Annotated in this window: 20 protein-coding genes; 12 read left to right on the top strand and 8 right to left on the bottom strand. The window is 70.9% G+C overall.

Annotation, left to right across the window (positions count from 1 at the left end; genetic code table 11):
- Positions 1 to 1,396: 1,396 nt before the first annotated feature.
- The 3 genes from LCE31_RS01525 to LCE31_RS01540 form a co-directional block, all read right to left on the bottom strand.
- Positions 1,397 to 1,861 (bottom strand): hypothetical protein, encoded by a 465-nt coding sequence (locus LCE31_RS01525; protein ID WP_225012085.1) that lies wholly within the window; start codon positions 1,859 to 1,861, stop codon positions 1,397 to 1,399.
- Between the two features lie 417 nt (positions 1,862 to 2,278).
- The gene (locus tag LCE31_RS01535; protein ID WP_225012087.1) at positions 2,279 to 2,893 is read right to left on the bottom strand and encodes a hypothetical protein; all 615 of its coding nucleotides are present in this window, start codon (positions 2,891 to 2,893) and stop codon (positions 2,279 to 2,281) included.
- Positions 2,894 to 3,011: 118 nt separating this feature from the next.
- Complete coding sequence (locus LCE31_RS01540) at positions 3,012 to 3,221, bottom strand: hypothetical protein (RefSeq protein ID WP_225012088.1); 210 nt, start codon at positions 3,219 to 3,221, stop codon at positions 3,012 to 3,014.
- 1,047 nt (positions 3,222 to 4,268) lie between these two features.
- Between LCE31_RS01540 and LCE31_RS01545 the strand changes: the two genes are divergently transcribed.
- The 8 genes from LCE31_RS01545 to LCE31_RS01580 all read left to right on the top strand — a co-directional run bounded on the left by LCE31_RS01545 (position 4,269) and on the right by LCE31_RS01580 (position 12,607).
- Positions 4,269 to 5,459, top strand: coding sequence for an NAD(P)/FAD-dependent oxidoreductase (locus LCE31_RS01545; protein WP_225012089.1), 1,191 nt, complete (start codon positions 4,269 to 4,271; stop codon positions 5,457 to 5,459).
- A gap of 128 nt (positions 5,460 to 5,587) precedes the next feature.
- Complete coding sequence (locus LCE31_RS01550) at positions 5,588 to 6,814, top strand: cytochrome P450 (RefSeq protein WP_225012090.1); 1,227 nt, start codon at positions 5,588 to 5,590, stop codon at positions 6,812 to 6,814.
- Between the two features lie 119 nt (positions 6,815 to 6,933).
- Positions 6,934 to 7,749, top strand: coding sequence for an SDR family NAD(P)-dependent oxidoreductase (locus tag LCE31_RS01555; RefSeq protein WP_225012091.1), 816 nt, complete (start codon positions 6,934 to 6,936; stop codon positions 7,747 to 7,749).
- 64 nt (positions 7,750 to 7,813) lie between these two features.
- Complete coding sequence (locus LCE31_RS01560; protein WP_225012092.1) at positions 7,814 to 8,602, top strand: SDR family NAD(P)-dependent oxidoreductase; 789 nt, start codon at positions 7,814 to 7,816, stop codon at positions 8,600 to 8,602.
- Between the two features lie 228 nt (positions 8,603 to 8,830).
- Complete coding sequence (locus LCE31_RS01565) at positions 8,831 to 10,282, top strand: MFS transporter (RefSeq protein ID WP_225012093.1); 1,452 nt, start codon at positions 8,831 to 8,833, stop codon at positions 10,280 to 10,282.
- A 196-nt stretch (positions 10,283 to 10,478) separates the two neighbouring features.
- Complete coding sequence (locus tag LCE31_RS01570; protein ID WP_263631288.1) at positions 10,479 to 11,690, top strand: cytochrome P450; 1,212 nt, start codon at positions 10,479 to 10,481, stop codon at positions 11,688 to 11,690.
- Entirely contained in the window at positions 11,684 to 12,337 is a 654-nt protein-coding gene (locus LCE31_RS01575) for a TetR/AcrR family transcriptional regulator (protein ID WP_225012095.1), read from the top strand. Before LCE31_RS01570 ends, LCE31_RS01575 begins: the two co-directional genes overlap by 7 nt.
- Before the next feature lie 69 nt (positions 12,338 to 12,406).
- Complete coding sequence (locus LCE31_RS01580; RefSeq protein ID WP_225012096.1) at positions 12,407 to 12,607, top strand: ferredoxin; 201 nt, start codon at positions 12,407 to 12,409, stop codon at positions 12,605 to 12,607.
- Between the two features lie 112 nt (positions 12,608 to 12,719).
- On the opposite strand, the gene LCE31_RS01585 is transcribed toward LCE31_RS01580, so the two are convergent.
- Positions 12,720 to 13,634, bottom strand: a complete 915-nt coding sequence (locus tag LCE31_RS01585) for an NmrA/HSCARG family protein (protein ID WP_225012097.1) — start codon at positions 13,632 to 13,634, stop codon at positions 12,720 to 12,722.
- Between the two features lie 101 nt (positions 13,635 to 13,735).
- Here LCE31_RS01585 and LCE31_RS01590 point away from each other — a divergent pair, with 101 nt between their 5' ends.
- A complete protein-coding gene (locus LCE31_RS01590; protein ID WP_225012098.1) occupies positions 13,736 to 14,302 on the top strand; it encodes a TetR/AcrR family transcriptional regulator in 567 nt (188 codons plus the stop codon).
- A gap of 27 nt (positions 14,303 to 14,329) precedes the next feature.
- On the opposite strand, the gene LCE31_RS01595 is transcribed toward LCE31_RS01590, so the two are convergent.
- The 4 genes from LCE31_RS01595 to LCE31_RS01610 form a co-directional block, all read right to left on the bottom strand.
- A complete protein-coding gene (locus tag LCE31_RS01595) occupies positions 14,330 to 16,153 on the bottom strand; it encodes a flavin-containing monooxygenase (RefSeq protein WP_225012099.1) in 1,824 nt (607 codons plus the stop codon).
- A 265-nt stretch (positions 16,154 to 16,418) separates the two neighbouring features.
- Entirely contained in the window at positions 16,419 to 17,006 is a 588-nt protein-coding gene (locus LCE31_RS01600; RefSeq protein WP_225012100.1) for a TetR/AcrR family transcriptional regulator, read from the bottom strand.
- A gap of 140 nt (positions 17,007 to 17,146) precedes the next feature.
- Positions 17,147 to 18,961 (bottom strand): L-lactate permease, encoded by a 1,815-nt coding sequence (locus LCE31_RS01605; protein WP_225012101.1) that lies wholly within the window; start codon positions 18,959 to 18,961, stop codon positions 17,147 to 17,149.
- Positions 18,962 to 19,163: 202 nt separating this feature from the next.
- Positions 19,164 to 19,937: an IclR family transcriptional regulator gene (locus LCE31_RS01610; RefSeq protein WP_225012102.1), complete on the bottom strand. Its 774-nt coding sequence runs from the start codon at positions 19,935 to 19,937 to the stop codon at positions 19,164 to 19,166.
- Positions 19,938 to 20,038: 101 nt separating this feature from the next.
- Here LCE31_RS01610 and LCE31_RS01615 point away from each other — a divergent pair, with 101 nt between their 5' ends.
- From LCE31_RS01615 to LCE31_RS01625, 3 genes are all read left to right on the top strand, one after another.
- The gene (locus LCE31_RS01615; RefSeq protein WP_225012103.1) at positions 20,039 to 21,202 is read left to right on the top strand and encodes a pyridoxal-phosphate-dependent aminotransferase family protein; all 1,164 of its coding nucleotides are present in this window, start codon (positions 20,039 to 20,041) and stop codon (positions 21,200 to 21,202) included.
- Positions 21,203 to 21,336: 134 nt separating this feature from the next.
- Positions 21,337 to 24,372 carry an FAD-binding and (Fe-S)-binding domain-containing protein gene (locus LCE31_RS01620; protein WP_225012104.1) on the top strand — a complete coding sequence of 1,012 codons (3,036 nt, stop codon included), beginning with the start codon at positions 21,337 to 21,339 and terminating at the stop codon, positions 24,370 to 24,372.
- On the top strand, positions 24,363 to 25,124 hold the full coding sequence (locus tag LCE31_RS01625) for a fumarylacetoacetate hydrolase family protein (RefSeq protein ID WP_225012105.1): 762 nt from the start codon (positions 24,363 to 24,365) through the stop codon (positions 25,122 to 25,124). Before LCE31_RS01620 ends, LCE31_RS01625 begins: the two co-directional genes overlap by 10 nt.
- The last annotated feature ends 41 nt before the right edge of the window (positions 25,125 to 25,165 follow it).

Below are 25,165 nucleotides of genomic sequence, written 5' to 3' on the forward strand. Positions count from 1 at the left end.
CTCTTGGGGATTGAGGTGTATGCGCAGCTCAGGACCGTCACCCGTGACCGCACCCGGACCGCCCCCCCCCCCCCCCCCCCCCCCCCCCCCCCCCCCCCCCCGCGCGCGCGGGGTGGTCCCTGACGTCGACGTTCCTGCGGGCCTATCGGGTGGCGGTCGTCCCCGCGCGTGTCCGAAACTCGCTGCCTGCCTGCACCGCATGTATGGCCGCGTGATCCGCGTTGGCCGCGAGGCGCTACGACACAGAGTGTGACTGGTGCGGTGGGTCGAGCTGCAGAGACGGGGCTGCCCATCGAACCCGGGCTTGCTCGGAGATACTGAAGAGGCGAGAGCTCCCTCAGCTTCACGGGAGAGTCTCAGTGAGTCCGTGAGCCGGGGACGAAGTGGTGTGGCGAACGCCTAACCGATCTCCGTTCGAGCCGGATCGAGGAGGATGGAGCCCGACGGAAACGGGCTGCTTTGTCCGTTGTTTCGGCATAGTTGCAGGTGAAAGGCGTCACCCTTTTAGGTTCGAGTCCCACCTGCCCCACTCGAACACGCATTTGGAAAAACCTTGGGACCTGCGTTCGGGTGATGGAGCTCCCGGATGTGAAGGTCGTTCAAGATCGTATGCTCGGCCGTCGCTCGGCCGAACTGCAAGAGATCATGGTTCGTAAGCGCAGCGACGCAGACACGAAAGAGTCCCCGCCGCCACTACGGCGGCCGGGACTCTCCGCGGAGCTGGGGCGAGGGCCTCAGTTGTCGGCCGGCGGCCCATCGATATCGCCGGGTACGGGGTGCTCCTGGCCTGCCCCGACCTCGTAGTCGGCAGCGAGCCCAGCCCCCTCCGGGTGCCGTCCGCCCGGGGCTGGTGCTCCGGCCGGCGGGTGTGACGAGCCCGAGGTGGTTTCACCGTCGGCCAGGCCCGCTCGCCGGTTCCGCCGTCCGGCGGGCGGGCAGCCTCACGCGCGCTCGTACCGAGGGCGAGAGCGATGCGGTCGAGGTCGATGACCACGTCCCGGGCTTTCGCGTGAGCCCCTACCCAGCTTGATTTTCCGGAGGCTGGGGGCCCGGTGCCGACGAAGAGCACCCCCCGGTCACCACTTTCGCGAACGGCGTTGTGGCGCGCCTGTGCTGGCTGTGCCGGTGCTGCGGTTGCTGCGGCGCTGTTGCACTGCCGGTGCGCGCTGCGGGCGTTGTACGGGTCGAGGAGGCTGCCACCGCACGCGATGGGGATGGCGTGGTCGAGGGTGAATGCCCACGGTGAGCGCTGTGCTGCCAGGCTGGTGATGCCGTATGGGATGGCTCGGCCACAGATCCAGCAGGGCAGGCCGAGGCCGCGCTGTGCGATGGTGAGGCGGCGGTAGGGGCGCCCGTTGCGCGGGTTGCCGGGCACGGGCGCCTTCCTGCGGTCAGATCAGCACTTGTTGTCCCGGAAGTACTGGGCCTCGTCGTGCGCGAGGCCGCCGGTGGCCTTGAGGCCAGTCTGGAACGCGGTGCACAGGTCGGCCTGCGTGTCCCTGCCGAGGGAGTCCCACGCCGCGTCCCAGGTGGCGTGATCGAGGCGTTCACGGCCGGCCTCGTTGGACTTCGCGATGCCGTCCGTGTACGCGTCGAGGTAGTCGCTGTCGCTGAGGCTCTTGCAAGCGGCGGGTACGGGCTCGGACGGTACCTGGCCGTTGCCGTCGGCGGGGATGGCTGAGACGGCGTCGACGCAGGCCTTGCGGGCGGCAGCCGGGTCCACGGCGGGTGCGGTGCTGCTGGGCTGTGCCGAGGTGGCCGGCGGGCTGGGCTTCGCGGTGCTGCCGCTGTTGCTGCTGCAACCGGCGGTGAAGGCGGCTGCGGCGAGTAGGACGGCTGCGGCTGCGCTTCGGGTAGGCATTGGTCCCCCCACGGGATCGCTGATATGTGCCAGCCATCATCGCGGGCGTCCCGGACGCTGCTGCGACATGTGGCTGATCCGTGACACGCCGAAGACCCCGACCGGTTCGTTGGTCGGGGCCTTGACGGTGAAGTGATCAGCCCGCCTGCGGGCATAGCTCTGCACCGCGGTCGTGACACGGCGCTGACCCGCGAGTCAAGGGGCGTTCGATGGTGCGGCGTTGCCGGGTGAGGCGGAGGACGTCGGTGGTGTCGTACTGCGGGTAGCGAGCGGTTCCGCCGGCTCGCTGGAGCTGGCCGCGCTGGACGAGCTCGCGGACGCCGGCGGGGCTGATGCCGAGGGTATCGGCAGCCTGCTGGGCGGTCATGCGACCTGGGGCGGCGTACACGGGCACACAGTCAGAATAGCCACATCAGGTCACGCCGCTGTCGCAGGTGGGTTGTCGGTACGACCTTCTGACGTCTCTGCGTTTTGCGTTGCCGACCCACGCTTGGGCTGGACGTACCAACCATGCTCAATCGCCTTGCGGATGCGCTCTGGAAGCCAGGATTCGTGTGCAGCGTCGCATTCCCAGAGTTCAATCAGGGCGAGTAGTTCTGACGCCCGCTTCACGTAGTTCAGGTAATACTTGGCATGTTCAGCGCTCGCGGCTCCATGGCGATGCCCCTCGGCATAGTCGGTGTTGAGCTCGCTGATCGCTTCTCCTTGGGCCCCCGCAAGAAGGCCTCGCACCCAGTCTGTTACTGCGGCGCCGAGTTGGTCTGCAGGCTCTTTTGACCACAGGCTTACGCTCGCTTCCGACACCTCGTTCTCCAGCAGGTACGCGATGAGTACCTGCCGCAGGTTGAGAACGTTCATCTCCAGCGAGTTGAGGGCCCTGAGCAACTTCGCTACCTGGTAACCGGGTTCGCCTTCATCTCGGCGGAAAGCTCTAAGCGCCTCAAAGTTTGCTGAGGTCAGAGCGTTGAGCTCGGAGGCCAACAGCCCAAGCATCCCGTCTGACCGACTTGTCTCATCAGCGTTCTGGCCCATGATGCCTCGTTCCCTCGCCTCGCTGTTGAAGGGCCAACGAGCGAGAGCGCCTCCGGCACCGCAACGTCGAGGATCTTCCCCAGAACGAGGGGACTGCCCCGCAGTGCTGACGTGGCGATCAGAGCTCGTTGGGCAGGGCCTTGTGCATGAGCACGGCCGGGTCGTAGCGGTCGATCTTGAGATGGTTGGTGGACCACCGGTACACGTGGCGGTAGAGATCCTGCGGGGTGGCGCTGCTGCCGAGGTCGCTGACGCCGTCGAGGGTCTGGGTGTGCTTGTCCGCGGGGTCGTGCCATTGCAGCGTGATGATCCAGTGGTGTTCCGCCATGTCGGCATGATGCCGGGCGTGGCTGCGCCCCGCAGCCGTATCGGTGAGACGGGTGCGGGGCGCGCGAGCGCCTGGCCTCCTACGAGAAGGTCAGTCGCAGGGGAAGTGGTTGGGCGGGTAGCGGCCGGCTCACCGGGCGCAGTAGTTCAGGACGGGTTGGTCGTAGCCGAGCAGTGCCTGGACGAGGGCATGGATGTGGTGTCGCATCTGGTCTCCAGAAGGGGTCTACGCGGCGTCTACGGCCTGGTCCACGGCTGGTCCACGAGCCCCTTCTGAGGGGTCCTGACCTGCGTCCACACGGTTTTCGGAAGGGGCCTGCCGCGCAGGGGGGGGGAGGAGCGCTTCGACGTCCTCCCGCCTGACCCGGACAGGTCCTCTTCCTTCCCGATGCGGATCTTCTTGTGGACGGTGATTCCGGCGGTGGTAAGCGCGGCCCTCAGGCGGGCCGAGTAGCCGTCGGGCAGGGCTGCCCGGCCGGGCCGGTGGCGCCGTCCTTCCCGTTCTTGCCGTCCGTTCCGGCTGGTCCCGCGGGCCCTTGCGGTCCGTTGTCGCCTGCCGGTCCGGCAGGCCCCTCGGGCCCGTGGACCTGTCGGCCCGCCCGGCACCGGCCCGCACAGCCCTCGGCCGGCGCCGCGAGGCGCGGGCTGCGCGGGCCTCCGGAGGGCAGGTGCCGGGCAGTTCGCGCGCCGGGCGGCCGCCCGGCGCGGTCCGCTCCGGTGCGGTCCGGGTCCGCCGGCATGCTCAGGCGGCCGCTCCCGACGTGGCGGGCGCACATTGCGGGCGGGGCTCGTCTGGCACTACGATTTAAATCAGTCGCTTGACTTACTTCCGTCGGCCGGTCGTCCGCCGCGGAAGCCTGTCATGTGGAGGTGCACGGCCTTCGGGGCGGCGGCAGGGCTCCGTCGAGCGTGTGCCGGTACCCGCGACACCCTGGTCCCTTCGGCCCCCGGGCCGTCGTACGGCGCGGCCTTCGGCGGACTTCCCCGCGGTCGGGAAGCCGCGGCGGCGGGCCGCGACCCATCCACCACCGAGTACGAAGGAGAGCGCATGAGCCCGGTGGGCAGCGTACTGATCGTCGGGGCGTGTGCCGGGGGACTCGCGACAGCCGAGTCGCTGCGCCGCAAGGGCTACGAGGGAGCCCTCACCCTGCTCGGTGCGGAGGACGAACTCCCCTATGACAGACCTCCGTTGTCCAAGCAGGTGCTGAGCGGGGCCTGGGAGCCCGAGCGTGCGAGGCTGCGCTCGGGCGAGGCGCTCGCGGCCCTCGGCGCGGAACTCGTGCTCGGTGACCCCGCCATCGGGTTCGACGCCGGCAGGCGCGAGGTCACGACGACCGCCGGACGCACGCTGACCGCCGACGCGGTCGTGGTGGCGACCGGGGTCACCGCCCGGACGCTGCCCGCGCAGCGGGGGGTCGAGGGCACCCATGTGGTCAGGGACCTCGGTGACGCCGTAGCGCTGCGCTCCGGCCTGTCGGCCGCCCGCCGTGTCGTGGTCGTCGGTGACGGCGTGTTGGGTGCGGAAGCCGCGGCCACCGCCCGGCGGATGGGTCTCGACGTGGCCCTGGTCGGCCCGCAGCCCGCCCCGATGACGGACCAACTCGGCCCCCTGGTCGCCGGGCACCTCGCCGACCTCCACCGCCGCCACGGTGTCGCACTGCACGGCGGGGTGCTGCTCGACGCCCTGCACACGGACGGCGGACGGGTGAGCGGGCTCCGGCTCAGCGACGGCACGGAACTCGACGCGGACGTCGTGGTCACCGCCGTCGGCTGCACACCGGCCACCGCGTGGCTGGAGAACAGCGGTATCGACCTGAACGACGGAGTCGTGTGCGACGCCCGCTGCCGCGCCGCTCCCGGCGTCTGGGCCGTGGGGGACGTGGCCCGCTGGCACCACGAAGGACTGGGACGCCTCGTGCGCCTGGAGAACAGGACCAACGCCTCGGAGCAGGCGCTCGCCGTCGCCTCCGACATCCTCGGCGAGGGCAGGCCCTACATGCCCGTGCCGTACTTCTGGACCGACCAGTTCGACGTGAAGTTGCAGGTGTACGGGATCGCCTCGCAGGACGCCGGAGCCGAGGTCGTCGAGGGCGACCCGGCCGCAGGGCGCTTCGTGGTCCGCCACGACGGCTCCCTCGGACCCGAGCGCGTGATCGGCTGGAACATGCCCAAGCAGACCAGGCTGCACCGCGCACACGTCGTCGACCGGTACGCGCGGCCCCCGCAGCCCGTCCCGTAGAACGCGGGCCCCGGCATCCCGCCCGGCCACCGGCTCCCCGGCCGTGCGGCGCACCCCGGGCAGGCCCGCCGCACACCCGAGTCGGCCGCACGATGCCCGGCCGAGCCCCCAGACAAAGGAGTTGAGCGATGACCGTCCAGAGCAGTACCGACGAGAACATTCCGGCCTTCCCCGCCCCCCGGTCACCGGCGTGCCCCTTCGCGCCGTCACCGGAGCTGCGGGCGCTCACCGAGCACGGCCCCGTCACCCGGGTGCGCTCGTGGGGCGGCTCGACCCCCTGGGCCGTGACGGGCCACGCGGAGCAGAAGGAACTGCTCTCCGACCCGCGCCTCAGCGTCGACTTCGCCGCACCCAACTTCCCCAGCCCCATCGACCCCGCGCACAGTCACGGCAAGGCCCCCGACCTGAGCTTCGTCGGCATGGACGACCCGGAGCACGCCCGGCTGCGCCGCATGATCAGCGGAACGTTCACCATCAAACGGGTCGAGGCGATGCGCCCGGCGGTCCAGCGCATCACGGACGACTTCATCGACCGCATGCTGGCGGGCCCCAAACCGGCCGACCTCGTCCAGGCCCTGGCACTGCCCCTGCCCTCCATGGTGATCTCCGACATGCTCGGAGTGCCCTACACGGACCACCAGTTCTTCCAGGCCAACAGCAAGGTGCTGGTCTCCGCCACCGCGAGTGCCGCGGAGCGCGGCGCGGCGCACGCGGCGCTCACCGGCTATCTGGACGACCTGGTCGCCCACAAGATCGAGAACCCGGCCGACGACCTGATCTCCAAGCTCGGCGCCCAGGTCGAGGCGGGTGAGCTGACGGCCCACGGGGCCGCCACCATGGGCGTACTGCTGCTCCTCGGCGGTCACGAGACGACCGCCAACATGATCAGCCTCGGCACTCTGGCCCTTCTCCAGCATCCCGGCCAACTTGCCGCGATCAGGGAGGCCGATGACCCGAAGGTCGTCGTGAACGCGGTGGAGGAACTGCTGCGGTACCTCTCGATCGTGCACCTGGGCCGGCGCCGAACGGCCCTGGAGGACATCCGGATCGCAGGCCAGACCATCCCTGCCGGTGACGGGGTCATCCTGCTCGGGGAGCTGGCCAACCGCGATCCCGCGGTGTTCGCCGAGCCCGACCGGCTCGACATCACCCGCAACGCACGCCAGCACCAGGCGTTCGGCGGCGGCACGCACCACTGTGTGGGGCAGCCCCTGGCCAGGCTCGAACTGCAGGTGATCTATCCGACCCTGTTCCGCCGCATCCCCACGCTCCGTGCGGCGGTCCCGCTCGACGACGCGGAGTTCAAGTACGACGCGGTGATCTACGGACTGCACAAGCTCCCCGTGACCTGGTGACCGCACGCCGCCGCTGCCCGATCCGCTCCACGGGCTCCGGCGGCGCCCCTCTCAGGCACACGCCCCGCCCCTGAGCGCGGGGGCCCGGCGGCCCCGGGAACACGATCGAAGGGAACAGCGTGAGAACCGGACTTGAGAACCGAACGGCCCTGGTCACGGGAGGCAGCGCGAACATCGGCCGCGCGATCGCGCTCGCCTTCGCCGCGGAGGGCGCACGCGTGGCGATCGTGGGGCGGGACGCGGAGGCCGGTGAGAGGACCCGGGACGCCCTCGTCGAAGCGGGCGCCGTGGACGCGTCCTGGCACCGGGCCGACACGACCGATCGCGCCCAGGTCGCCGCCGCGGTGGAAGCCGTGGCCGGCCGGCACGGCGGTGTCGATGTCCTGGTGAACAACGTCGGCGGCAACACCGGTCTCGACGCGTTCGTGGATTCCGAACCGGCGGCGTGGGAAGCCGAGATCGGCCTCAACCTGACCACCACGCTCAACTGCACGCACGCCGTCCTGCCGGGGATGATCGCCCGGGGCGGCGGCCGGATCGTGAACATCGGCTCCACGGCCGGGTTCCTCGGAGACCCCCTGATGGCCGTGTACTCGGCCGCGAAGGGAGCGGTGCACGCCTTCACCAGGGTCCTGGCGAAGGAGGTGGGCGCCCACGGCATCACGGTCAACGCGGTGGCGCCGTACGGCACTCTGCCGGACGACCCGGCGCAGGACGTGAGCCCGGGCAGCCGGTGGCACCCGGACGGGCTGTTCTCCCGGCTGATGCGGGAGCGCGGCGAGGAGATGCGCTCCCTCGGCCGTCGCACCCTGCTCGGGCGCACCACCGCGCGGCCGGCGGAGGTCGCGGCCGCCGTGGTCTACCTCGCGTCCGAACCCGCCGCTTTCGTCACAGGACAGGTCCTGTCCGTCGACGGCGGCACCCGAATAGCGTGAAACGACAACGCCCGTGCGCGACCGCGGAGGTCCGGCGCGCGGGCCGGAAAGAGACGTGTGCGAGATGGACGACTTCGCAAGGCACTACGGCCCGGTGGTGCTGATCACCGGTGCGTCCTCCGGCATCGGCCGCTCCTTCGCCCGCCTGCTGGCCGCACGGGGACTCGACGTGGTGCTGGTGGCACGCCGCCGTGAGCGGCTTGAGGAACTCGCGGACACGATCAGGAGCGCCCACCGGGTCGAGGCGACGGTGCTGTCGGTGGACCTCGCAGAGCCCACCGCGGGCCGGGAGATCGTGGACGCGGTGGCGCACCTCGACGTCGGTCTGCTGGTGAGCAACGCGGGGTTCGGTGTGAAGGGCGAGTTCGGGCAGGAGGACCCCGGGGTCCTCGCGTCGATGCTTGCTGTCAACTGCCAGGCGCCCACCCATCTGGCCCATGGTCTCGCTCCGCTGCTGAAGCGGCGCGGGCGGGGCGGCGTGATCCTCACGAGTTCCGTGGAGGGCCTCATCGGCTGCCCCTACTCGGCCGTCTACTCGGCCACCAAGAGCTATGTGAACGCCCTGGGGGAGGCCCTGTGGGCGGAACTCGGGCCCGCGGGCGTCGATGTGCTGGCGCTCTGCCCGGGGGCCACCGACACCGAGGCGCCGCGCCTCCAGGGGGTCGACCCGGCGACCCTGCGCGATGTGATGTCCCCCGACGATGTCGCCTCCTCCGCGCTGGAGCACCTGTCCTGCGGACCCACGCACATCCCGAGTGCGCACTACCGGGGGCTGTTCGAGGCCCTGCTGTCGATGCCCAGGACCGAGGCGCTCACCTCCATGGCGAAGTCGATGCGTTCGACGAGGGAGTGAACGCGGGCGGGCCCGCCCGCGAAGGAGGCCGTGGCAGCCGCCCGACCGTGCCCGGCCGTACCGGCGGGGCCGCGGCCTCCGCCCGAGGGGCCGGGCCGCACCCGCGGCCGACGCGGCGCCGGTCACCGCGCCCCGCCACGCACAAGCCGCCACCGCCCACCGCCCCGAGACTCACCCGCGGGCGCGCGGGCGCGGGGCCGTACACACCGATCTCCGAAGGATGTGAGCATGTCAGCCACAACCAGCCCCACCGGCAGGGCCACCGCGGTCGTCGCCACGCTGGCTTTCGCCGGCACGGTGGCCTCTCTCAACCAGACGCTGGTCACTCCGCTCCTCGCCGAACTGCCGCGGCTGCTCCACACGGACTCCTCGAACTCCGCCTGGGTCATCACGGTGACCCTGCTGGTGTCCGCGGTCAGTGTGCCGGTGGCCGGCCGGCTCGGCGACCAACTGGGCAAGCGCCGCATGATGCTGGTGTGCACCGTCCCGCTGCTGCTCGGGTCCGTGGTATGCGCGCTGTCGTCGTCGATCGCCCCGATGATCCTCGGCCGCGGCCTCCAGGGCCTCGGCTCCGGCATACTCCCGCTGGGCATCGCGCTGCTGCGCGACGTCGTGCCCAAGGAACGGCTCAGCCCCTCCATCTCGCTGGTGAGCGCCTCCATGGGCATCGGGGCCAGCCTCGGCCTCCCCCTGTCGGCCGCGGTGGCCCAGTACGTGAGCTGGCGCTACCTGTTCTGGGGCTCCGCCGTGCTCGCCCTCGCAATCGCCCTGCTCCTGTGGAGACTGGTCCCCGCCGTGCCGGCCGTCGTCGGCGGACAGCGTTTCGACATACCCGGCACGGTCGGGCTCGCGGCGGGACTGGTGGCGCTCCTCCTGGCCGTCTCGAAGGGAGCGGACTGGGGGTGGACGTCGGCGACCGTTCTGGGGCTGTTCGCCGCGGCGGTGGTCGTACTGCCGGCCTGGGGCTGGTGGGAACTGCGCACCCGTGATCCGCTCATCGACCTGCGCACGACCGCGCGCCCCAGGGTCCTGATCACCAACACCGCGTCGGTCTTCGTCGGCTTCGCGATGTACGCCAACTCGTTGATCATGCCCCAGCTCCTCCAACTGCCCAGGGCCACCGGCTACGGTCTGGGCCAGACGCTGCTGGAGTCGGGCCTCTGGATGGCACCGGGCGGGCTGATGATGATGCTGGTCTCCCCTCTCGGCGGGAGGCTCATCAACGCCGTCGGCGCGAAGTCCACCCTGGTCGCGGGTGTCCTGGTGATCGCCTGCGGCTACGGGCTCTCGATGGCGCTGATGCATTCGGCCTGGGGCATCGCCGTCGTCATCATCGTGATCAACAGCGGTGTCGCCCTCGCGTACGGCTCGATGCCGGCGCTCATCCTCAGCTCCGTGCCGCTCTCCGAGACCGCCGCGGCCAACGGCTTCAACACACTGATGCGCTCCCTCGGCACCTCCATCGGGTCCGCCGTCATCGGCGCCGTGCTCGCCAACATGGTCACCACCGGTCACGGGGTGGCCTTCACGTCGCAGAGCGGGTTCCGCGCAGGGCTGCTCATCGGCTGCGGTGTCGCCCTCCTCGCGGCGGTGATCGCCGCCGCGATCCCCGCGCTGCGCCGCCCCGCCGACGACAACGAGGCGGACCCTCGGCAGGAACGGAGCGAAGCGGCAGTGTGACGAGCTCTCGCCCTGGCACCGCACCCGCCTCCCTGTGCCGAGGCGGCGGACCGAGGACCGAGGTCCCGGCCCACGATTCGGCGGTCCCTCGGCGCGGCGCGGTTAAGTCAGTCGATTGATTTAATCGGTGATCCGGGTTTGACTGGGCCCGCAGGTACCGCCGAGTAGCACCCTCAAGGAGGCAGGCGTGAGCGACATGCGCGAGACGGAGCCGATGAACTACCCGATTTCCTCTCCGGCGGTCCTGGAGCCGCCGGCGGAGTGGGCGGAGCTGCGGCAGAAGTGCCCGGTCGCGGGGGTGACGTTCCCGAGCGGGGACGCGGCGGTGCTGCTGACCCGGTACGAGGACGTACGGCTGGTGCTGTCGGACCCCAGGTTCACGCGGGAGGGGCTGGCCCGGCCCGACGCCGCGCGGATCGCGGCGGGCGACGCCGAGGACATCTTCAACAGCCCGATGGCCAGGACGCTGAACGCCGAGGGGCATGAGCGCTGGCGCCGGATGGTGGGCAAGTGGTTCACCGCGAAGCGGATGGCCGCGCTCAAACCGCGGATGGAGGAGGCCGCCGACCGTCTCGTGGACACGATGGTCGAACACGGCTCCCCGGCCGACCTGGTCGCCCACCTGGCCTTCCCGCTGCCGGTCTACGTCATCTGCACCATGCTCGGAGTCCCCGAGGAGGACACGGACCTGTTCAAGGCATGGTCGGACACCTTCCTCAACATGACGAAGTACACGAAGGAGGAGACCGACGCCGCGCACCACGACTTCGCCTCCTACATGTCGGGGCTCATCGCGGCGAAGCGGGAAGCCCCCGGCGAGGACCTGCTCAGCCGGCTGATGGACGGTGCGGACACCGAGGGCGAGCCGATGTCGGAGGACGGGCTGGTCGCGACCGGGCAGGCGCTCCTGCTGGCCGGGCACGAGACCACGGCCGGGTTCATCGCCATGATGGCGGCCCACCTGCTGTCCGAGCGCACCCGCTGGCAGCGGCTGGTCGAGAACCCGGCGCTGATCCGCTCCGCGGTCGAGGAGGTGCTGCGCTTCGACCCGAACGGCAGCGGCTTCGGAATGCTGCGCTACGCCCACGAGGACGTCGAACTCTCCGGCGGAACAGTGGCGCGCGGAACGACCGTCGTATGCAGCATGGCCGCCGCCAACCGCGACGAACGCGCCTGGGGCGCCCCGGAGACGATGGACGTGGGGCGCAGCCCCAACCCGCACCTCACCTTCGGCGCGGGCGCGCACTCCTGCCTGGGGCAGCCGCTGGCGCGCACCGAGCTGCAAGCCGTCCTCGGAGTCCTGCTGCGCCGCCTGCCGGACCTCCGGCTCGCCGCCGACGCCCGGGAACTGCGGCGCCACGAGGGCATGCTGACCTCCCCCCTGACCGAGGTGCGGGTGACATGGTGAACAGAACCCGCCCCCGTACCGACCGCGGTGCGGGGACCCGAGACGCGATCATGGCCGCGGCGGAGCGGCTCTACGCCGAACACGGCCTGTCCGACGTCTCCAACCGGCAGATCAGCGAGGCGGCAGGCCAGGGCAACAACACCGCCGTCAGCTACCACTTCGGCAGCAAGGCCGCCCTCGTGCGCGCCATCATGACCAGACACGGGACGCTCGTCGACGCCGTCCGCCGGCGGCACGTGGAAGCGGTCGGGGACAGCGACGACGTACGGGACTGGGTGCGCTGCCTGGTGCGGCCGATCACGGAGCATCTGAGCACACTGGGCGCGCCTTCCTGGCAGGCCAGATGCGCGGTGCAGGTGATGACCGACCCCCTGATGCGGGTGCTGGTCACCGACGAGTCCCTCACCCGCGAGGGCCTGCGCCGCACCCTCCAGGGGCTCGGCCGCTGCCTGCGCGACACCGTTCCCGACGACGTGCGACGCCAACGCGGCGAGATGGCCCGCCACCTGATCACCCATACCTGCGCGGAGCGGGAACGCGTCCTGGCCGAAGGCGCCCGCGAACCCGACATGTCCTGGGAACGCACCGCCGACGCCTTGGAGGACGCGCTGGTGGGCCTCCTCACCGCGCCCGTCCTCCGCCGCTGAACGCCCAGCCGCGACAGACCCGATCGACGAACACCACCCACACCGACCCGATACGACGAGGGAGCCCCCGTGAAGATCACCGTGGACGAGGAAAAGTGCTGCGGCGCCGGCCAGTGCGTGCTGATCGCACCGGAAGTGTTCGACCAGCGCGACGACGACGGCATCGTCATCCTTCTTGACGCCGCGCCCCCCGCCGACCAGCACGAAGCGGTCCGTGAATCGGCCAGTGTCTGCCCCGCCGTCGCCATCACCCTCAGCGAGGACGGGTGAACATGCCGCCGAGCGTCCTTGTCGGCGGTGCGAGCGCCGCCCAACTCGCCGTCGTGCAACGGGCGCCTGCGTCGCTGGATCTGTGACGGGCCACAGCGCCGCCCTACGCCCGTCAGCCCGACACCGGGGTCAGCTCTTCGTCCGCCCACTGCGCGAAAGTGGTGAGCGGGATGCCCAGCTTCCGGGCGAACTCGGGCCTGGCGGGCTGGAGGACCGCGTTGTTCCACTCGTGTCCCGCTCCCCAGTCCGGCATGCCCGCGGCGAGGGCCTCTTCCCTGTTCATGGAGGGCGCGGTCACGGGCACGCCCCAGGCGGCGGACAGGGTCCCCGCGATCTGCTCCATCGTGCGCAGGTCTCCGGCCAGTTCGAGCTCCACCTGGTGGAACCGGTCGGGGTCACGGAAGGCGTGCGCCGCGGCCGTGCCGATGTCCCGCCTGGCCACCAGGGCCAGTTCGGTGTCCGGCTTCAGTACCGTCAGGAGGCCGCCGCGGGGGCCCTTGGGTGCCAGCAGGGGCAGGTTCTCCATGAAGAAGGCGGGCTTGATCACCGTCCAGCGGGCAAAGCCCGCGCCACGTACCGCGTCCATGATCGTCTGCTTGGTGTGGAAGTAGTCCGCCATTGCCGCCCAGCGGCCCTCGGCCCAGCCGGGGGCCCGGGTGTGTTCACCGACTCCGCTGGTCGAGGACTGGACGAACTGCCGTACGCCCCCGGCCCTGGCCGCGTCCATCAGGTGGGTGGCCTGGGCGAGTTCGCTCGCGAAGTCCACGCCGGCGCCGCTCATGGGCGGCATCTGCACCGAGAACACCGCGCGGACCCCCTCGACCGCCGCGTCCAGGGAGGCCCGGTCGGAAAGATCCGCCCGCACCAGTTCGGCGCCCAGCGCCTGGATCGCCCGGGCGGGCTTCGAGTACGGATCGCGTACGAGCGCGCGTACGGGCACCTCGGCGGCCAGCAGTGCGCGAGCCGTTGCCCCGCCTTGCTGGCCGGTGGCTCCGGTGACCAGGACGGTTTCGCTGCTGTTGGGCATGGTTGTTGCTCCTCACGGGCCGGAGGCAGAAAACGGCGGGGCCCGCCGTTTTGCCTGCCGCTAAGATATGGCGGGGCCCGCCGTTTAGCAATGGGGAGATCATGACCGGTCAGCGCTCGGACGCCCGACGCAACTACCAGCGCATCCTCGCCGTCGCCGAAGCCGAGGTCGCCGCGCACGGCGCCGAGGCGTCCCAGGAGCAGATCGCCCGCACCGCGGGCGTCGGTTCGGCGACCGTGCGCCGTCACTTCCCCACGCGCCGTGCCCTTCTCGAAGCTGTCTTCCAGGAGCGCATCGCGGGCCTGTGCGAGCGCGCCCACCGGCTGGGCGCCACCGGGGACAGCCGCACCGCGCTCCTGGAGTGGTTCCACGCCCTCGTCCACTACGCCGTCTCGGCCCGCGGATTCGCCGACGTCCTCAGCTACGAGCCGCCCACCGAAGACCCCACCCCGGACAGCTGCGGCAGCAGAATCGAAGCGGCCGGAAACCCCCTGCTCCAGCGCGCCATCCGCGACAAGGCGGTCGCACCGTACGTCACCTTCCACGACCTGCTGACCCTCGCCGTCGGCATCGCCCTGGCCACCGAGCACCACAAGGACCCCGGCGCCCAGGCCGACCGCCTCCTCCGCCTCGCGGTGGAAGGACTCAGCCCCGAGCGCGGCATCTGAGTGTCAACCTGAGCGCCGGGGGTCTCCTCAGCGGGTGCCGGACGAGTCCGGGGCCGCGGTTCTGGGCCGGAGGGCCTCGTTCATCGATGTGTCGCGCCAGTTCCTGAGGAGTCGGTGGAAGGCGACGGCCCCGTGGGGGTAGGAGTTCGGGCCGTTGGGCCGGCCGCGCCCCTCGCGGTTGTAGTAGCCCGGGGTGCACTCGGCGTGGAACCACTCGTGGTCGGGGGCGCCTTCGGCCAGGGCGGCGATCCAGGCGTCCTCGGCCTCGGGGGACGGTTCGATGAGGGCGCCCTCGGCTTCGGCGGCAGCGACGAGCGCGGCGGCGTGGACGGCCTGCTCGTCGAGGACATGGGTGAAGTTGACGCTGCTGGCGTTCTGGAGGGGGCCCATCTGGATCAGGTTCGGGAAGCCGTTGCTGGTGAAGCCGTGGAGTGTGCGGCGGCCCAGCCGCGCCCACCTGTCGAGCAGTTGGACGCCGCCTCGGCCGTGGACGGGAAGCCTGCCCGAGAGAATGCCGGAAGTCCCGACGTTGAACCCGGTGGCGAAGACCAGGCAGTCGAGTTCGTACGTGGTGCCGCCGGTCGTGACGCCGTGTGCGGTGACGCGCTCGATGCCATGGGTGTCCGCGGTGTCGACCAGGGTGACGTTGTCGCGGTTGAAGGCCGGGTAGTACAGGTCGGAGAAGGCGGGGCGCTTGCAGGCGTAGCGGTACCAGGGCTTGAGTTTCTCCCCCGTCCCCGGGTCGGTGACCATCTGCTCGACGCGTGCGCGGAGCTCGTTCATCTTGGCGGCGTCGGCCACCTCGTAGGCGGCTTCGAAGGCCTTCGGGTCGCCCCCGCGCCGGAAGCTCGGCAGGAGTTTCTCCAGCAGGCCCGCCGACGCGGTCCACCGGTCCGCCACGAGGTCCTCTTCGACGGCCTCGCCGGAGACGATCCGGAGGAAGTTCTCGCGCCGCTCGCGGGCCCAGCCCTCGTGGTCGGCGCCCACGTCCCCGGCGGTGGTGCGGCGGTTGTCGCGCCGGTCCACGGTGGAGGGGGTCCGCTGGAAGACGTAGAGGTGGGCGGCGTCCTCGGCCAGCATCGGGATGGCCTGAACGCCGGTGGCGCCGGTCCCGACGACGCCCACCCGCTTGTCCGCGAGACGGGTCATGCCGCCCTCCGGACCGCCGCCCGTGTAGGCGTAGTCCCAGCGCGAGGTGTGAAACGTGTGGCCCTTGAAGTCCTCGATGCCGGGGATGCCGGGAAGCTTCGGATCGGTGAGGGTGCCGGTGGCGTTGACCACGTACGCGGTCCGGAACGCGTCACCGCGATCCGTGGCCACGAGCCACATCTCGGAAGCCTCGTCCCAGGTCAGTGCGGTGACCCCGGTGGAGAACAGCGCGTCGGCGTACAGGCCGAACCTGTCCGCTATCCGCACCGCGTGGCGGCGGATCTCGTCACCGGGGGCGTACTTCCACTCCGGTACGTAGCCGGTCTCGTCGAGCATCGGCAGATACACGTGGGACTCGACGTCGCAGTGGACGCCCGGGTACCGGTTCCAGTACCACGTGCCTCCGAAGTCGCCGCCCTTCTCCACGATCCTGACCCGCTCGACGCCCTGTTGCCGCAGCCGCGCCCCGGCGAGGATGCCGCCGAATCCGCCGCCGATCACGGTGACGCCGACGGTGTCGTGCAGGGGGCCGCGCTCGGTCGGTTCCGCCGTGTACGGGTCGGCGGCGTAATAGCCGAACTCGGCCTCCGCGTCGCGGTATTGAGCGGCCCCGTCGGGGCGGACGCGCCGCTCGCGTTCGAGGCGGTAGCGCTGCCTGAGCGCCGTGAGCTCGGAGGGGGCAGGCACGTGAGGAGGAGTCATGTGGGGCCTCGATCCTGGACGGCGGGGCGAGCCGGGCCGGGTGGTCGCCGCCACGGTAGCAAGAACCGGACAGTGGTGTCCGGTCGGGGGCGGGTGCCTGCCTTACGGTGGCTTCCGGGGGCCTTAAGCGCCGGGTTCAGGGGACGTCCGGGCTTCCTTACGTCGGTATCCCGGGGCGCCCGGCTGGATGGGCGTTCGGAGGGGGCGCCCAGCGTCAGATGAGGCGCCCAGCCGCCCGGCGGCGCCCGGCGCCCGCGTCCTCGGTTCAACCCTCGAAGGGCCGTACCGGGCCGACCTCGACGCCGAGCAGGCGCCAGGCGTCCAGAGCCCGGCCCGTACGCTCCTGGTCCGTGGGGCCCGTGACGGTCGCGGAGACCATGGCGACCGCCAGCTCCAGGTCTCCCGCGCTCAGCCGGTGATCTCGTGGCAGGTTCGCCCGAAGACCGCGCTGGACCCGTTCGGACAGGGCGAGCGCGTGTGCGCGGATGTCGGGGCGAGTGCCCGCCGGGTCGGCCCGCAGAAGACCGATGAAGGCCGCCGACTGCGCGAGATGCCACGTCAGTACGCCGAGGACGTCGGCGAAGGTCGTGCCCTCGTCGTCGGCCGCCCGCTCGATCTGCCGCACGTTCTCTTCCAGAACCGCGGCCACCGCGGCCGTCCGGTCCGGGAAATGCCGGTAGAGAACGCCCTGCCCGACCCCGGCCCTGCGCGCGATCGCGGACAGCGGCGCCTCCAGGCCGTGTTCGGCGAAGACCTCCCGGGCGGCGGCGACCAGGGCGGCCCGGTTGCGGGCGGCGGCCTTCGGTCCGCCACTGGCGGGCCGCCGCACCTGCCGTTCGCTGTGCTCCCTCACCCCGGCAGCGTACCGGCCGGGGTATTTGTACCCGTACGAGCCCGGCCCGAGGAGCGGTGGTCTGTCACCTGGGATGAAGCGGCGCCACGGGCCGGATGACCCGCCCCTGTTGGGCGGTGCCGGTGTCGAAGGCGGCCCGGTCAGTTGCCCACCACCATCCAGGACAGGATCGACGTGGTCTGGAGCCAGGCGAGGACGCAGAAGACGACGAGCACGCCGAGGCTCCAGCCGACCACTTTGCGGAAGATGTCGCCTTCTTTTCCGGAGAGTCCGACCGCGCTGGCGGCGATCGCGAGGTTCTGCATCGCGGCTGCCTTGCCCTGGACGCCGCCTGTGCTGTTGGAGGCGGCCATGAGCAGCGGAGAGAGTCCGATATGGTCGGCGGCGGTCACCTGCATGGCCCCGAAGAGGGCGTTGGAGGACGTGTCGGACCCCGTGAGGGCGACGCCGAACCAGCCGAGGAATCCGGACAGCAGGGCGAACGCGCCGCCGAGGCCCGCCAGCCAGGTGCCCAGGGAGACGGCCATGCCGGAGACGTTCATGACGTACGACAGGGCCAGCACGCAGGCGATGGTGATGACGGCCCAGCGGATCTGGGAGAGCGCCTGTCCATAGCAGCGCAGGGCGCGGCGCGGCGACGTCCGCAGGATCAGGGCGGTCAGCAGCCCCGTGAGCAGCAGCATGGTGCCGGCGGCCCCGAGCCAGCCGAAGTCGAAGCTCGTCACGGCCACCGGCTCGCCGTGCGCGGTGACGGCATGCAGTCCCGGCCAGGAGAAGGACGTTCCCCGCGCCTCGACGAAGCGCTCGACCGGCCCCTGTATGGAGGTCAGTGAGAAGAGCACGACGAGCAGCACGTACGGGGCGAACGCCTTGAGGGTGTCGGAGAGTGAGTCCTTCGGCGGCGTGGCGGCGCCGCCGGATTCGGGCGCGGAGTCACCGCCCGCCCCGGTCGGGGGCCCCTCGCGGTGCCCGTCCCGATCGGGTGCCGGAGCCGGCAGGCCCGTGCCGCTTCCCGAGGCGGGCGCCGCGGTGGCGCCCGCCGTGGCGAGAGGCGCGCTTCCGGTGAGCGGAGCGGCCTCGGCAAGGGGTGCCGCCCTGCCGGTCGCGGTATCCAGGAGGACTGAACGGGGTTGTGCGGGGCGGCTGTTCGGGGACCAGAACCGCAGTGTGACCACGAGGACGACGGTCGACACCACGGCCCCCGCGAGGTCGGTGAGCTGGTAGGTGAAGAAGTTGGAGCACAGGTACTGGCCCGCCCCGAAGCCGGCTCCGGTGATCAGGGCGATGGGCCACAGCTCTCGCAGCCCCCGGCGTCCGTCCAGTATCAGCAGCAGGACGAGCGGGATCAGCGCGGCGATGACCGCGGACTGGCGGCCGACCATCATCCCCAGGTCGTGCTCGGAGAACGAGGTGGCCTTGGCCAGTGCCTGGATCGGGTTTCCCACCGAACCGAAGGCGGCGGGAGCCGTGTTGGCGAACGTGGCCACCACGGCCGCCTTGATCGGTTTGAGCCCCAGTGTGAGCAGGATGAGCGAGGTGATCGCGATGGGTGTGCCGAACCCGGAGAGCGACTCAAGCATCGCACCGAAGCAGTAGGCGATGAGGATGGCCTGAATCCGACGGTCGTCGGACAGGGAGGTGAAGGCCCTGCCGATGATGTCGAAGTGCCCGCCGACGCGCTGGAGTTTGTTGATCCATACGGCGTTGAGCACGATCCAGACGATGGGGAACAGGCCGAAGGCCGCTCCTTCGAGCGCGCTGTCCGCCGCCTGGCCGAGTGGCATGTGATAGGCGGTCGCGGCGATCAGCAGGGCGGTGGCGAGGCCGATGAGGGCGGCCCAGTGCGACTTCATGCGCAGGCCGCCGAGCAGGACGAGGAGGACGAGGAGCGGTGCGGCGGCGATCAGGGCTGTGAGGGCCGGATGCCCGAGAACATCCGTTACTTGGTGATACACCGATGTGTCTCGCTTTCTCCAGTCGGCAGTGACTGTGTGGCAAGAACATGCGCTCGGTCCGCCCGGCGAACGGGCGACGAGATTTCACCATGCGGAATGAATATTCCAGCGCTCGACAGCATGAGTTGGCTCACCGACCGGAGTCAAGGGGCGCGACGGACGCGATCACCCGTCCCGTTCCGCCCCGGCAGCCGCTCCCGCCTCACCCGGCGGTGCCGTCGCCCTGCCGCTCCACCGCGCCGAGGGCGTCGCTGACCTGCCGCGCCGCGTCGCGCACCAGGACGCCGTACGAAGCGCGGAGTTCCTCGGTCATCCTGCTCGTCGGCATGTTCACACTGATGCTCGCGACGGGCAGCCCGTCCTCGGCGGTCACGGCCGCCGCGACCGCCGAGACGTCGGAACGCCACTCGCCGCCGTTGACCGCGTAGCCGCGCAGCCGAGTGGCCGTCAGCTCGGCGCGCAGCAGATCCGCGTCCACGATCGTCGTCCCGGTGAACCGCGGCAGCCCCTCGGCGATGTACCGCTCGGCGGCCTCCTCGGGCCCGGCGGCCAGCACCGCCTTGCCGTTGGCGGAGGCGTGGACCGGAAGATTCATCCCCAACTGCATGAAGGTACGCACCGACTTGGACGTCTCGAGCCGCTCGATCAGGACCATCCGGTCGCTGCCCTCGGGCACCGTCAGGTGGATGGTCTCGTCGATGCGGCGGCGCAGCGCCTCCATGAACGGCACGGCCGTGTCGCGCAGGCTCAACTCGCCTGTCGCGCGCCGCCCGACGTGCAGCGCCTTGGTGGTGACCACCCAGCGGCTCGACTCCTCACCGGCCTGTCTGATCCAGCCCGCCGTACGCAGTGTGACCAGCGCGCGCTGCACCGAACTCTTGGGCATCTCCAGGGCCCGCGCCAGATCGGCGACGCCGATCGGCTGCCGCGCGGCCACCTCTTCGAGAACGCGCAGCGCATTGAGAACGCTCTGCATCCGTTGACTCCCTCACCGACCGACACCTATGCTCCACCGTGTCGCCATACGGTACGGCATGCCGCCATGCGGCACAACGTCAAGGCGGGAGTTCGAATCTCGTGACCACAAGTGGCCGTCATTTCCTGCAGATCCCCGGACCGACCAATGTCCCCGACCGTGTGCTCCGCGCGATGTCGGCGCCGACGATCGACCACCGCGGGCCCGATTTCTCCACCCTCGCGCTCCGCGTCCTGAAGGCGCTCAAGGCGGTGTTCGCCACCGAGGGGCCTGTGGTGGTCTATCCCGCTTCCGGCACCGGAGCCTGGGAAGCCGCCCTCGTCAACACCTTGAGTCCGGGGGACAGCGTGCTGTGCTTCGAGACCGGCCACTTCGCCACCCTGTGGCAGCGGATGGCCCAAGGACTCGGGCTCCGCGTCGACTTCGTACCGGGTGACTGGCGGCACGGCGCGGACCCGGCCGTCGTCGGGGAGAGGCTCGCCGCCGACACCTCACACCGCATCAAGGCCGTGTGCGTCGTGCACAACGAGACGTCCACCGGGGTCACCAGCCGCATCGCCGACGTACGCAGAGCGATGGACTCCGCGGGCCACCCGGCGCTGCTGCTCGTCGACACCATCTCCTCGCTCGGCTCGATCGACTACCGCCACGACGAGTGGGGTGTCGACGTGACCGTGGCCGGCTCGCAGAAGGGGCTGATGCTCCCGCCGGGTCTGAGCTTCAACGCACTCAGCCCCAAGGCACTTGAGGCCCACGGGTCCGCGACGCTCCCCAAGTCGTTCTGGGACTGGAAGCCCGTCCTGGAGGCGAACGAGCACGGCTTCTTCCCGTACACCCCCGCGACCAACCTGCTGTACGGGCTGGACGTGGCGCTGGAGATGCTGCGCGAGGAGGGCCTTCCGGAGGTCTTCGCGCGGCACGCCCGCCACGCTGAGGCGACCCGGGCAGCGGTACGCGCCTGGGGACTTGAGGTGCTGTGCGCCGACGAACGCGAGTACTCGGGCTCGCTCACCGCGGTGCTCATGCCGCCGGAGCACGACGCGGACAAGGTGCGGAAGATCATCCTGGAACGGTTCGACATGTCCCTCGGCACGGGTCTCGGCCGGCTCGCCGGCCGCGTCTTCCGCATCGGTCACCTGGGCCACCTCAATGATCTGACCCTGGCGGGCACGCTGTCGGGCGTCCAGATGGGGCTCCAGTCGGCCGGAGTGCCGGTCGATCCCGCCGGAGTCAACGCGGCGCTTGACGTACTGCGCGGTGAATGAGCTGGATCGCGCGGCGAGTTGCGGCAGCCGCGCGGCGCGGAGCCCGCTGCCCTTGCTTCCCCTCCCGCCGAAGGTGTGTCAACGGCCCGTCGAAGGCTCGCTGAAGGAGCACGGATGACGATCAAGGAGCACGGATGACGATCACGGACGCCGGTTCGGACGCTTCCGCCCAGGATGCCTCGCACCGCGCTCTGGAGCGGAGACTGCGCGCCGACCTGGAGGGCGAGGTGGCGTTCGACGACTACACCCGGCACCTGTTCTCCCGGGACGCCTCCATGTACTCGATCACGCCGGCCGGTGTCGTCTTCCCCCGGCACGCCGAGGACGTGTCCGCCGCGGTGAGGGCCGCCGCCGCACACCGCGTGCCCGTGACCCCCCGCGGGGCCGCGACCAGTCTCGCGGGCCAGACGGTGGGCCCCGGGCTGGTGCTCGACCTGTCACGCCATATGAACCGGATCATCGAGATCGATCCAGAGGCACGGACGGCGCTCGTCGAAGCCGGTGTCGTACAGGACCAGTTGAACCGCGCGGCCGCCCCCATGGGCCTGATGTTCGGGCCCGACACCTCGACGAGCAACCGCGCGACCATCGGCGGCATGATCGGCAACAACTCGGCGGGCAGCGGTTCGATCCGCTACGGCATGACGATCGACCACGTGCGCAGTCTCGATGTGGTCCTGGCGGACGGCAGCCGGACCCGGCTCGAGCCGGTGGAAGAGGCCGAGTGGGCCCGCCGCGCTGCTCTCCCCACGCTGGAGGGCGACATCCACCGCCGGTTCCCGGAGCTCGTGCGCGACAACGCGTCCGCCATCGCCGAGGGATTCCCGGAGTACTGGCGCCGCGCAGGCGGCTACCGGCTGGACCGCGCCGCCGGCCAGGCCCCGCCCGACCTCGCCAGGTTCGTGGTGGGCTCGGAGGGCACCCTGGTGCTGGTCACACGGGCGCTGGTCGATCTCGTACCCAAGCCGCGCCGCACGGTGATCGCCGTCGGGCACTTCACGTCGACCGCAGGCGCGATCGCGGCGACCGACGACGCGATGGCCTGCGACCCGGCCGCGGTCGAGCTGATGGACCGTACGATCCTGGACCTCTCGCGCGAGAAGATCGAGTACGCGGACCTGGGCGAGATCCTGGTGGGCGACCCGGGCGCGCTGCTCTTCGTGAGCTTCTCGGGCGACGACGAGGCGTCGTTGGTCGCCCAGTTGGACCAGCTCGTCGCGCGGTGGCAGCACCACGGCCACGGCTATCACACACTGCGGGCCGTCACCCCGCGGGAGCAGGGCGCCCTGCTGAAGGTGCGCAAGGCGAGCCTCGGCCTGTTGATGGCCGCGAGCGAGGGCACCCGGCGGCCGCTGGCCTTCATCGAGGACACCGCGGTCGACCCCGTACACCTCCCCGAGTACACCCGCCGCTTCAAGGAGGTACTGGACCGGCGGGGCCTGACCGCCGGATTCTACGGCCACTGCTCCGTCGGCTGCCTGCACATCCGGCCGTTCGTGGACCTCGCGGACCCGGAGGAGGTGGGCACGATGCGCGCCGTGGCCGAGGAGATCAAGGACCTGGTCAGGGAGTTCGGCGGGGTCAACTCCAGCGAGCACGGCGACGGTCTGGCCCGCAGCGAGTTCAACCGGGAGCTGTTCGGGGCGCCCCTCTACGAGGCCATGCGCCAGGTCAAGCAGCTCTTCGACCCCGGGAACCTGCTGAACCCCGGCAAGATCGTGGACGCCCCGTCGATGACCGAGAACCTCAGGGACGCCGCGCTGCCGCCCGCGGAGCCGATCCGTACCCGGCTGAGCTTCGAGGTCGTCGGCGGCATGCGCGGCGCGGCCGACCGGTGCATGAACATCGGAGTGTGCCGCAAGAGCGCCACGGGCGTCATGTGCCCCTCGTACATGGCGACTCGGCGGGAGGAGGACTCCACCCGCGGGCGCGCGAACGCCCTCGTCAAGGCACTCTCGCAACCGGACCCCGAAAAGGCGCTCGGTGACGAGCGGCTCCACGAGGTGCTGGACCTCTGCCTCATGTGCAAGGCGTGCAAGAGCGAATGCCCCCTCGGCGTCGACATGGCCACCCTCAAGAGCGAGACGCTCTCGCACTACCACGAGACGCACGGGGTGCCACCGCGCTCCCGGATCTTCGGTTCCATCAGGTTCCTCAACAGGCTCGGCTCGGCGACCGCGCCGCTGTCCAACCTGCCGGGACGGATCGCCCCGCTGCGCTTCCTCGCGGACCGGCTGCTGGGCATTGCACCGGAGCGACCGCTCCCGCGGTTCGAACAGCGCAATCTCGTACGGTGGTTCAGGCGGCACGAGCGCGCGGGACGGGCGGCGGCCCTGCGGCGGGCGTCGCAGGCGTCCCCGGCGTCGGAGCGCCCCGAGGCGTCACAGGCGTCCCCGGCGTTCCAGGGCCAGGTCACCTTTCTCGCGGATTCCTTCACCACCTACACCGAGCCGGACATCGGGCGCGCCGCGATCGAACTGCTCGAACAGGCCGGCTGGGACGTCCGGTTGGCGGGCGGCGGATGCTGCGGCAGGTCCAGCCTTTCCAAAGGGCTGGTGGACCAGGCCAAGTCGAACGCCCGCGACCTGGCACGCTCGCTGGCCACCACCACCGAGCCCGGTTCCCCGATCGTGGGCTGCGAGCCCTCCTGTCTCATGACACTGCGCGACGAGCATCTCGCCCTGCTCCCCGACGATCCCCATGTGAAGGATGTCTCGGGTCGGGTGCGCCAGGTCGAGGAGTTGCTCGCGGAGGCCGTGGAGGACGGGCGGCTGCGGCTGTCGGGGGACGCATGGCCGGCCGGCCGCAGACTGCTCTACCACGGCCACTGCCACCAGAAGGCCGAGGTGGGCACCGCCGCGACCGTCGCCCTGCTGAAGCTGATCCCCGGCGTCGAGGTGGCGGAACTCGACGCGGGCTGCTGCGGCATGGCCGGATCGTTCGGCTTCGAGGCGGAGCACTACGAGGTGTCCATGGCCGTGGGCAACGACCGGCTCTTCCCCGCCATCGACGCGGAACCGGAGAACACCGTCATCGTCGCCACCGGAGTCTCCTGCCGACAGCAGATCTTCCACGGCACCCGGCGCGACGCCTGGCACCCCGTCCAGTTGCTCCGCGAAGCACTGGACCCCGACCCGGCGCAGCGGCAGGCGGAGCGGCTGTGCGACTGATCCGATACGCGAGAGGCGGCCGGGCCGCCGCCGGTGCGGTGTCCGACGGGTACGTCCACGAACTGGCCGGCACCGCGCCCCGCGCCTGCGGGCTCGGCCCCCGGGTCGCCCCGCTCGCGGAGGTGACCCTGCTGCCGCCGTGCGATCCCCGGGTCATCGTCTGCGCGGGAAGCAACTACGCGAGCCAGATCCGGGAGAAGGACCGCCCCTGGCCAGACCGTCCTGCCCTGTTCCTGAAGGCGCCGAACGCCGTCGTCGGCCCGGGGGCCGCGATCGAACGTCCCGTGGAACTGGACCGGCTTGAGTACGAGGGTGAACTCGCCGTCGTCATCGGGCGCACGGCCCGGGGCATCGCCGCCCGGTCCTTCGCGGACTACGTACTCGGATACACCTGCGCCAACGATGTGACCGCGGCCGACTGGCGCTCCGACGGCCAGTGGGCGCGGGCCAAGAGCGCGGACACGTTCTGCCCCCTCGGCCCCTGGATCGAGACCGGGGTCCCCGACCCCGCCGCGCTCCGGCTGCGCACGTTCGTCAACGGCACTCCGGTCCAGGACACCGGGACAGGGGACATGGTGTTCGGAGTCGGCACACTGCTCGCGTACGCCACCCGGTGGTTCACCCTGCACCCCGGCGACGTACTCCTCACCGGCAGCCCGTCGGGGGTGGGCCCGCTGACGGCGGGCGACGAGGTCAGCGTCGACATCGACGGAGTGGGCAGGCTCACCAACCCGGTCGTGGACCGCCGGTGAGGGGTCGCACTCGCCCGGCAGCGGAACAGCGGGCGCACTCA

The organism is Streptomyces sp. 8L (assembly GCF_020176795.1).
Classification (GTDB): Bacteria; Actinomycetota; Actinomycetes; order Streptomycetales; family Streptomycetaceae; genus Streptomyces.

Bases quoted from the DNA above. Each gene is read 5' to 3' on its own strand.
- LCE31_RS01525 (WP_225012085.1), bottom strand. From the start codon at position 1,861: ATGCCTACCCGAAGCGCAGCCGCAGCCGTCCTACTCGCCGCAGCCGCC.
- LCE31_RS01535 (WP_225012087.1), bottom strand. From the start codon at position 2,893: ATGGGCCAGAACGCTGATGAGACAAGTCGGTCAGACGGGATGCTTGGG.
- LCE31_RS01540 (WP_225012088.1), bottom strand. From the start codon at position 3,221: ATGGCGGAACACCACTGGATCATCACGCTGCAATGGCACGACCCCGCG.
- LCE31_RS01545 (WP_225012089.1), top strand. From the start codon at position 4,269: ATGAGCCCGGTGGGCAGCGTACTGATCGTCGGGGCGTGTGCCGGGGGA.
- LCE31_RS01550 (WP_225012090.1), top strand. From the start codon at position 5,588: ATGACCGTCCAGAGCAGTACCGACGAGAACATTCCGGCCTTCCCCGCC.
- LCE31_RS01560 (WP_225012092.1), top strand. From the start codon at position 7,814: ATGGACGACTTCGCAAGGCACTACGGCCCGGTGGTGCTGATCACCGGT.
- LCE31_RS01565 (WP_225012093.1), top strand. From the start codon at position 8,831: ATGTCAGCCACAACCAGCCCCACCGGCAGGGCCACCGCGGTCGTCGCC.
- LCE31_RS01570 (WP_263631288.1), top strand. From the start codon at position 10,479: ATGCGCGAGACGGAGCCGATGAACTACCCGATTTCCTCTCCGGCGGTC.
- LCE31_RS01575 (WP_225012095.1), top strand. From the start codon at position 11,684: ATGGTGAACAGAACCCGCCCCCGTACCGACCGCGGTGCGGGGACCCGA.
- LCE31_RS01585 (WP_225012097.1), bottom strand. From the start codon at position 13,634: ATGCCCAACAGCAGCGAAACCGTCCTGGTCACCGGAGCCACCGGCCAG.
- LCE31_RS01590 (WP_225012098.1), top strand. From the start codon at position 13,736: ATGACCGGTCAGCGCTCGGACGCCCGACGCAACTACCAGCGCATCCTC.
- LCE31_RS01595 (WP_225012099.1), bottom strand. From the start codon at position 16,153: ATGACTCCTCCTCACGTGCCTGCCCCCTCCGAGCTCACGGCGCTCAGG.
- LCE31_RS01610 (WP_225012102.1), bottom strand. From the start codon at position 19,937: ATGCAGAGCGTTCTCAATGCGCTGCGCGTTCTCGAAGAGGTGGCCGCG.
- LCE31_RS01620 (WP_225012104.1), top strand. From the start codon at position 21,337: ATGACGATCACGGACGCCGGTTCGGACGCTTCCGCCCAGGATGCCTCG.